Raw genomic sequence first — 5,903 nt, 5'->3', positions numbered from 1 at the left:
TACTGATTGATGTTATCACTCAGATCCCACCCTCAGAGGAATTCCTGTCGCAATATGCAGCCGACGCAGTGCCGTCGTGATTCAGGGTGCCCCAAGAACCTTCTGATTGATGATTGCGCGGCCGACCTGTGTCGCGCAATCTGAGCCGGGTAGGTTGCGTCAAACCTCCATTACTTATTGTGACGCGTTGGCGCGTGACTATTGCCACGCACCTGAAAAAAGACGTTCTTCTTTCCTTACTAACAGTTTCAGGTTTACGTGATGACGCCCAACAGGCCGCGCTGAGGTTGTTGTGGTGTCAATGTCGCTTGGGCGTGAAGAAAGTGCCGAAGCCGCTGGAAAAACCCCGTTGCGACAGAACCTTTCATCCATCACCCACAACGACCAACGCCGCAGCCTCAATTGGTTCACCCCCCAACACCAGATCAGAGTGGTCGTTCGCGTTTAGACTGACCGAGACGACGTTTTCCCCTAGTTGCAATCCCGTCATGTGAAACGCGGTTCCGTAGAGCCGCGTGACCTTGTTGCCGTTTAGGTAGAGATGGGCATGGCCTTCGTTTGGTGTGTTGGCTTGGTTGACCCGTTCAGGTGCAAACCGAAAGTTCTCGACAGCCACGTAGACATTCCAACCGGCGAGCGCATCTTTCACAACTTCGATCGACACTTTCGGTGCGTTGTCTGGATCAACCTCGACTTGGCTGTGAAGTTGGGCATGGCCATGCTCGCCGTCGACAGATGGATCAGCGTCAAAGGTTCTAACCGCGGGTGCGAAGAGTATGCCGAGAAACAGGCAACCGAGGGTCCAATAGAGGACGTACATCAGCGGGATTTCAAGTTTTCTGGGGAGTTTCATCGTAGCCTCCGAAACAGACGTGCGGCTGACGGATCCGACCCGTAGATCAGGCCGTTGCGACCTTGGCAGATCTTCGCGCCGTGATCTTCAGCCGTTGCCCGTATCCCAACAGCAGCAGGATCAGTGCGGTGGCAATGATGGGCAGGTGGCCGATCAGTTCTTTCAGCGCCTCGTCCTGTTCGTTTTGCAGGATGAAAACGGCGTTAGAGATCAGCATCAGACCGGCAACAACGAGGATGTTCAATCGGGTAACAACGCCCAGAACCAGGATGATCCCGAAAACGACTTCCATGACCCCGGCAGAAAGAACGAAGAGCCTGTCGCTGAACCAGTCGAAGCCAAGCAGTTTCATGAAGTTCCATTGATACTCAGAAAGGTATGCCTGGCCGAGCGCGGCACCATGCAGCTTTTCAGAAATACCGAGCATGATCAGTGAAAGTCCGGTGAATATCCGCAGCATGTCTACAGAATATGGCTTCAGTTTCGCGCGCAATTCATCCGTCGGAAAATAATTGAAGAGCAGGAAGAGCGCGATACCAACGACGTTGACATATTCGAACGACCGAACGACGCCGAACTGGATCATCATACCCATGAACAGGATCAGCATGAGGATCGCGGCATGGTGCAGGAAGTGGTTACTGAGCAAGAGAATCCCGATCCCGGCCTGCAGAAACACCAGAAACAGCCCAAACCCGCCCTGGGCTTGAAGGTGCGGAGCGACCAGCGCGCCGTCATACGCGGTCAAAAGAAAGGAGATACCGGTAAGGATCCGCATCAGCTCCATGACATCATGGCGAATTTTGGTGTTGGCGACTGGAACCGTCGGCAACCGAGAGTCGAGGAAGATTGCAGTTCCAATCAGGACAGTCGCGATCGCGATCCAGATCAATACAGCGGGGTCGAATAGAGTATAAGGCTCGAATGTTGCAATCTCGGGACTGTTGGGATCGACAAACCAACGGACATGCGCTTGCGCAACATTCGGAACTATCAGCAGGCCCACCAATCCAACGAGGCCAAATGCTGGTGGTCTTGGTTTCTTCCGGTCAGGACTGGTCAGACACTGGCGGGCGGGCCGCTGAATCGTGGCAAAAAGGCGTTGTAGCACATTTGGCATTTCGCGATCCTTTCGTTTCCCAGGACAGTAGTTGATTTCAATTGGCTTAACTCGGCGCGACAGGCCGCACGACCCGTCTCATATACCCGAACCATCGGGTGAAGTCCGACTGGAGAATGACTGTGGCTGCGATCGCCATCACCATGCCCGGCCAGGTTGCCAATGGTGGCAGGGTGTTTCCCGCAAATAAACCGATCACAAGCACCAGAGTCGGGTTGAGGAACGTGTAGGACATCACACGGGTCGGGCCGATGTGGGTTGTACTCCACTGAAACAGGAAAAAGGTGACGATGGTGGTGAAGACCGACAAATAGGTGATCCCTGCCAACGTGCGTATCGGGATCTCGGCCCAGGAAACACTACCAAGACGGGGCAGCGACACTAACAAAAGCCAGATCGATCCGGTGGCCAATATCCAGAAGGTCATCCGGGCCATAGGCTCGCCTTTGTGCAAAACCTTGACCAATGTGGTATAGCTGGCCAGCGCCATGGTGCCTGCAAAGAACAACAGGTCGCCCATGCCAATCTGCAGTGCGAGAAGTGCGGTCAAATCACCGCGGAATATCACCCAAATCGCGCCAATCGCGCCGAGGGGAAGCGCAATTCGCGCGCTTCGTGTTATCCGTTCGCGCAATAGGATCGCGGCCATGCCTGCGGTAATGACGGGGCTTATCGAAAAGATTGCCGCCGTGTTCAGCGGTGTGGTCATTCTCAGGGATGCAAACATACACCAGAAAAACGTGACCAGCAGAAGGCTGAGCAAACTGTAGCGCAACAGGTCGCGCAGGCTGGGACGGGCGATGCCGAAGCGCCACGCCACCAGCGGAGCGAATAGTAGGGTCGCCAGGGCGAACCGCACAAAAGTTAGCACACCACTATCCAGACTGTCTGTGATCGCGGCAACCACCGGAAACGACGTGGCCACCAGAAAAGTCGCTAACAGCATCAAGCCGTGGACATGCAGATCGGTTCCGACCTCCCGAGGTTCGACGGTTGTGTTTGGGTGGCGTGACATAGGGACCTCCTATTCTGCTGCGAGTGCGGTGAAGCGGGCGGGGTAGGGACCGGGGTAAGAGATCTGCTCAAGCGGATACCGTTTGCTCGGCACCTCGCGCAGACGCAAATCATGCGGAAGGCGAATGGCCTCGGCGGCGCGGCCGATAGTGATCCCCACCTCAAGTCGAAATCTGTCCGGCAAACCCAGAACTGTGGTCGCATGTTCGAAATCGAGGCCCGCCATGGCATGGGCGGCATACCCGAGCGCCGATGCCTGAAGCGCGATCTGCATCCAGGCGGACCCAGCATCGAAGCTGTTATATTTCGAGATCATCTCGGGCCTGTCTTCATCAGCTGGCATCACCGTGTCCGAGATCAGATAGATCAGTGCCGACGCCGATCCGGCCCATTGCCGGTTTTCTGGGTCCAGCACCGACAGAAAATCCGTCCAATGTTTGTCGGTGCGATGGGCATACAGAAATCGCCAGGGCTGAACGTTGAATGCTGAGGGTGCCCAACGGCCTGCTTCAAGGATGGTCAGAAGATCGGCATTGGGCATGGGTCTTGCGTCATATGCGCGTGGGGACCAGCGATCAAGAAAGAGTGGGTCAATGGGGTGGTCAGCGGTTCTGGCGGTCTGCATAGCGGGGCTCCTTTACCTTTGCGCTGACGTTCGATCCGACTGTGGTTTCGTGGATGACGTCAGCGACACAAATTACTGCCTTAGGAGATACATTGGCACCGATTGGTGGAGAATATACTCATTGATGAATACTTAATTCACCGATAGTAAATAATCATGGATCGCATGACCGCCCTTACCGTGTTTCGGACCGTAGTAGAGCTCGGCAGTTTCGCAGCTGCGGCGCGCAAGCTGAACCTGTCTCCTGCTGCGATCAGTAAGAATGTTGGCGAGTTGGAAGCCCATCTTTCGGCGCGTCTGATCAATCGCACGACCCGGCGGATGAGTCTGACCGAGGCCGGCACGCTGTACTTCGAGCGTGTTGCGCAGGTCCTGGATGATTTGAAAGAAGCCGACGCAACACTTCAGGCCATTCAGGAAAAGCCATCGGGCTTTTTGCGCGTCAGCGCGCCAGTTACCGTGACGCTGATCGGCCTGTCGGAAAAAATCCCGAAGTTTCTCAACCGCTATCCCGATCTGACGCTGGATTTGAGGCTGAATGATCGACGGGTCAATCTGGTAGAAGAAGGGTTTGATGTCGCTCTGCGCGGGAGCGACAATCTTGAAGACTCGGGGCTGATTGCGCGAAAGCTGATGATCATGGATCACGTCGTCTGCGCGGCACCATCTTACTTCGAACAGAACGGTCGTCCAACCCGACCCGAGGACCTGGCGTTGCACAATTGCGTCCAGTTCACCTTGTCGGACCATGCCGTTCAATGGACTTTCATACAGGGCAGGCGAACTGTCAAAGTCCCCGTCCGAGGCCGCTACAAAGTTTCGTCCAGCCTTGCAGTCCGGGATGCTCTCCGCGCCGGGTTCGGTCTGAGCCTTGTCCCTCGTATGTATGTCGAGGAAGATCTGGCTGCAGGACGGCTGAGTACGGCTCTGGAAGACTGGGCGCCGAACGAGACGGGCCTTTACGCTGTCTACCCGTCCCGACGCTACATGATGTCGAAAGTTCGGGTGTTTCTCGATTTTCTTGTTGAGGAGCTTCAGGGATAGACGGGCCCGCACCTGGCGCGCGAGTGCGCCGACCCACTGCGACGTTAGTAGTAGACCGCACTGCGTTGACGGAAAGAACTGTTCAGTAGGCATTATTGCGTCCTCACCATTGGAGCTAAATAGGGTGCAGCCCGTCGGGTATGTTCCAGCAATCGCGGAAGGTAGGCCCTGGCAGGGGCGCGCATCCTGGCGGATGCACGTCCTTTTCCGGTTTCACCGATGCAGCAGGTGTCCTTACTGCGGCTGGTCAGCGGTTAATCGAGACCCTGTCGCGTGACGGATCAGCCGAATAACCATCATCGCATGTGTAACCAGAAGTACCGGGACCACAAAGGTCGGGATGTACCAGGCCGCGTTGAAATGCGGAACGGCCTCAAGCTGCCTCAGTGCGTTCATAAGGTCAAAGACGCCTACAATGTTCAACGCCCACAACAATGGTAAAGCGACAATCCAACCTCGCCATAGAGCGATCAGAGTCAATATGCCGGCAACGGCCGAACTCAGATCTCCGTAGCCTGCCTCCGCTGCGAACCCACCGGGCATCGATTCCGCGACCACACCGGGAACAAGGAAAACCAGCCCTAGATGCCGGAGCGCATGAGGAACTGTCAGCCAGAACATGGCATCCGACCACTCTAGTTTGTTCAATGCCGGAGAAATTCGGATCGCGACAAGGGTACAGACCACTATGCTAAGAGCGAACTGCAACAGGAAAATCTGGTCAACGGACATTTTTTGGTTCCTTTCTGGCTTGGCTCACCTGACGTTGATTGGTTCAGCGTGAGCGGTTTCAGATGCTTCCAATTTGTCGAGACGCCCTTCTATTTGCTGAATGCGAAACAGCAATTGATCTGTAGGATCTGCGTGGATGGTTTCGTCCCAATCGGAAAGAAAGGTTCCGACCTGCTTCACAAACTTGCGTGTGCGAGTAAACGCTTCAGTCATTTGGTCACCCTTTCCTTTGCATTGACTGGATTGGGTTTAAGGTGCGGACGAAATCCGAAACCCGGAAGTACGTAACAGTTATCGTGGGGTTACCAGTCGATGTAACGCTCACAATAAGTGTTCATAAATAATGCCTTACAGGCGCCGATAGTGGTATCGACTACCTGTCGAAACGACGAGGGGCGTCGTTAGACACATGTCAACTGGAGGGGGGATCTGTTGCGAAGATTTTTCTGGCGACAGCGATAGCATTTTACCGGCGGGCTAAGCGGCCAGCTCTGCAAATTGCCGAAACGGACAGA

General features: G+C 55.1%; 7 protein-coding genes. 1 reads left to right on the top strand and 6 read right to left on the bottom strand.

All coding sequences use genetic code 11. The annotated features are described in order from the left end of the window. Positions 1 to 364: 364 nt before the first annotated feature. Genes ACR0NN_RS25165 through ACR0NN_RS25150 form a run of 4 tightly spaced genes read right to left on the bottom strand, consistent with a single transcriptional unit; the run spans position 365 to position 3,612 of the window. Positions 365 to 853, bottom strand: a complete 489-nt coding sequence (locus ACR0NN_RS25165; RefSeq protein WP_170728036.1) for a hypothetical protein — start codon at positions 851 to 853, stop codon at positions 365 to 367. A gap of 46 nt (positions 854 to 899) precedes the next feature. Next, positions 900 to 1,973 carry a DoxX family membrane protein gene (locus ACR0NN_RS25160; protein ID WP_480685851.1) on the bottom strand — a complete coding sequence of 358 codons (1,074 nt, stop codon included), beginning with the start codon at positions 1,971 to 1,973 and terminating at the stop codon, positions 900 to 902. Between the two features lie 46 nt (positions 1,974 to 2,019). Then, entirely contained in the window at positions 2,020 to 2,988 is a 969-nt protein-coding gene (locus ACR0NN_RS25155) for a DMT family transporter (RefSeq protein ID WP_170728034.1), read from the bottom strand. 9 nt (positions 2,989 to 2,997) lie between these two features. Then, on the bottom strand, positions 2,998 to 3,612 hold the full coding sequence (locus ACR0NN_RS25150; protein ID WP_170728033.1) for a nitroreductase family protein: 615 nt from the start codon (positions 3,610 to 3,612) through the stop codon (positions 2,998 to 3,000). Between the two features lie 156 nt (positions 3,613 to 3,768). Between ACR0NN_RS25150 and ACR0NN_RS25145 the strand changes: the two genes are divergently transcribed. Further along, the gene (locus ACR0NN_RS25145) at positions 3,769 to 4,656 is read left to right on the top strand and encodes a LysR family transcriptional regulator (protein ID WP_170728032.1); all 888 of its coding nucleotides are present in this window, start codon (positions 3,769 to 3,771) and stop codon (positions 4,654 to 4,656) included. A gap of 234 nt (positions 4,657 to 4,890) precedes the next feature. Here ACR0NN_RS25145 and ACR0NN_RS25140 read toward each other — a convergent pair whose 3' ends face one another. Further along, positions 4,891 to 5,388: a hypothetical protein gene (locus tag ACR0NN_RS25140; protein WP_170728031.1), complete on the bottom strand. Its 498-nt coding sequence runs from the start codon at positions 5,386 to 5,388 to the stop codon at positions 4,891 to 4,893. A 24-nt stretch (positions 5,389 to 5,412) separates the two neighbouring features. Next, the gene (locus ACR0NN_RS25135) at positions 5,413 to 5,601 is read right to left on the bottom strand and encodes a hypothetical protein (RefSeq protein ID WP_170728030.1); all 189 of its coding nucleotides are present in this window, start codon (positions 5,599 to 5,601) and stop codon (positions 5,413 to 5,415) included. Positions 5,602 to 5,903 lie beyond the last annotated feature (302 nt).

This window comes from Ruegeria sp. BA2, assembly GCF_056539605.1.
This window is presented reverse-complemented; position numbering and strand designations above follow the sequence as displayed.